This is a genomic window from Desulfuromonas sp. (assembly GCA_002869615.1).
Lineage (GTDB): Bacteria > Desulfobacterota > Desulfuromonadia > Desulfuromonadales > UBA2294 > BM707.
In genome coordinates, this window is sequence record PKUH01000060.1 from 1 (window position 1) to 2,293 (window position 2,293).

Consider the following 2,293-nt stretch of genomic DNA (forward strand, 5'->3'; position numbering starts at 1 on the left):
ATTGTGTGCGTATTGGTAGCCTTTGCCATAATCGAGATCCTTCATCAATTTGGTCGGGGCGTTGCGGATATGTTTCGGAACCGGAAGTGAGCCGCTGTTACGTACTTCGGACTGCGCCTGGTTGATGCCGACGTAGCTGGCATTGCTTTTCGGCGCGGTCGCCAGGTAAGTAACCCCCTGGGCCAGGTTGATGCGTCCTTCCGGCAAACCCACAAAATGAACAGCCTGCTGGACTGTCAGGGCGATCTGCAGGGCACGCGGATCGGCATTGCCGACATCCTCGGAAGCGAAAATGACCATACGCCGGGCGATAAACATCGGGTCTTCTCCCGCTTCGAGCATTCGGGCAAGCCAGTACAGGGCTCCGTCCGGGTCGGACCCGCGCATGCTCTTGATGAAGGCCGATATGACATTGTAATGCTCTTCGCCCCCTTTGTCGTAAATCAGGGCCTTCTTCTGAAGTGCTTCCTGGGCGATTTCAAGGGTCAAGGGTTCTTTGGCGGCGGCAGCGGCTGCTGTTTCGAGGGCATTGAGGGCGATGCGGGCATCGCCATCGGCCTGCTCGGCCAGAAAATCGAAAACCCCGTTTTCGATAGGCGGAATCGGTGCATGCAGCCCGCGCGGATCTTTGGTCGCGCGCTGCAAAAGTTCCCGGATATCGTCAGCCCCGAGTTGTTCCAACACGAAAACACGCGAACGTGAAAGCAGGGCGGCGTTGACTTCAAAGGAGGGGTTCTCGGTTGTGGCGCCGATCAGGATCACGTCGCCCTTTTCAACAGAGGGCAGAAAGGCGTCCTGCTGGGCCTTGTTGAAGCGATGGATTTCATCGACAAACAGCAGGGTTCTCTTGCCGTGATATTTTTTGTCGTCGCGGGCCCTGGCAACGATCTCGCGGACCTCCTTGACTCCCTGCAGTACGGCTGAAAAAAAGACAAAATTACACTTGCTGGTATGGGCAATCACCTGGGCCAGGGTGGTTTTCCCGGTGCCGGGTGGCCCCCAGAAAATAACGGAGGAAAGTTGATCGGATTCGATCAGCCGGCGCAGCAGCTTGCCCTCGCCGATCAGCTCCTTCTGGCCGACCATTTCCTGTAGTGTAGTCGGTCGCATCCGCTCGGCCAGCGGCATTGATAACGGGTCGGTTTGTGACTCGAAGAGATCCATGGTTCTCCTGTCGGGTGTCTGATCTTTTCCGAATCTAACACAGGCGGCGAAGGGCGACAAGAATGAGGGCGAAACAATAGACATCCGTAAGGCGCTATGTTAGATTTTCATGATTGAATTTCCGGAGGTTTGAATGAAGCGGGTTGGATTGTACGCCAAGCGAAACCATCCTGACGCTGCCGTATTGGCGGCCCGGGTCGCCGACTGGTTGCAGGAGCGGCAGGTCGAGGTTTTTTTCGAGCATGAGCTGGCATCTGATCTCGAGCGGGAAGGGTATCCGCAAGAGGAGATCCCGGGGCTGGTCGATCTGGTGATCGTTCTCGGTGGCGACGGCACGTTGATCTCGGTCTCGCGGATGATCGGCGATCGTGGTACGCCGATCCTCGGGGTTAACCTCGGCTCTCTCGGCTTTTTGACCGAAATTACCCGGCAGGAACTGTTCCAGGTTCTGGAAAAGGTTCTTGACGACAACTACGCGGTCTCCGACCGGCTGATGCTCGAAGCGATTGTCAGCCGCAACGGCAGCACGGCAAATACCTACCAGTTGCTGAATGACCTGGTTATCAATAAGGGGGCGCTGGCACGGATTATTGACATGGAAGTTTATGTCAATGACTCTTATCTGACCACCTTCAAGGCCGACGGGCTGATTATCTCTTCACCGACCGGTTCGACCGCTTACAATATGGCGGCCGGCGGCCCGATCATTTACCCGGGAACCGATTGCTTCGTCATTACCCCGATCTGCCCGCATATGCTGACCAACCGGCCGATGATTGTTCCGGCCGATTCGGTTATCCGGATCGAGGTCAAGTTCAAGGATGAAGATGTCGTCCTGACTGCTGACGGACAGGTCGGGATGCCGCTCAAGGGTGGTGACATTGTTGAGGTGCGGCGCTCGGTTAATCGCGCCCGACTTATTCTAAGTCCGGACAAGGAATACTTTCAAGTTCTGCGGACCAAGCTCCGTTGGGGGGAACGCTGATTTTCCGTTTATTCAATGCTGACTGAAATCCACATTAAAAATTTTGCCATTATTGAGCAGTTGCAGGTTTCCTTGCAGCCTGGTTTCAATGTGCTGACCGGCGAGACCGGGGCAGGAAAGTCGATCGTTATCGATGCCGTCGGA

At 55.7% G+C, this 2,293-nt stretch carries 3 protein-coding genes; 2 read left to right on the top strand and 1 reads right to left on the bottom strand.

All coding sequences use genetic code 11. The features are described 5' to 3' along the window. Window positions 1-1,164: AAA family ATPase (locus C0623_06440; protein PLY00946.1), on the bottom strand; the 1,164-nt coding region annotated here is incomplete at its 3' end. 133 nt (window positions 1,165-1,297) lie between these two features. Between C0623_06440 and C0623_06445 the strand changes: the two genes are divergently transcribed. Continuing rightward, complete coding sequence (locus C0623_06445) at window positions 1,298-2,149, top strand: NAD(+) kinase (protein PLY00947.1); 852 nt, start codon at window positions 1,298-1,300, stop codon at window positions 2,147-2,149. A gap of 15 nt (window positions 2,150-2,164) precedes the next feature. Next, window positions 2,165-2,293: hypothetical protein (locus tag C0623_06450; GenBank protein PLY00948.1), on the top strand; the 129-nt coding region annotated here is incomplete at its 3' end.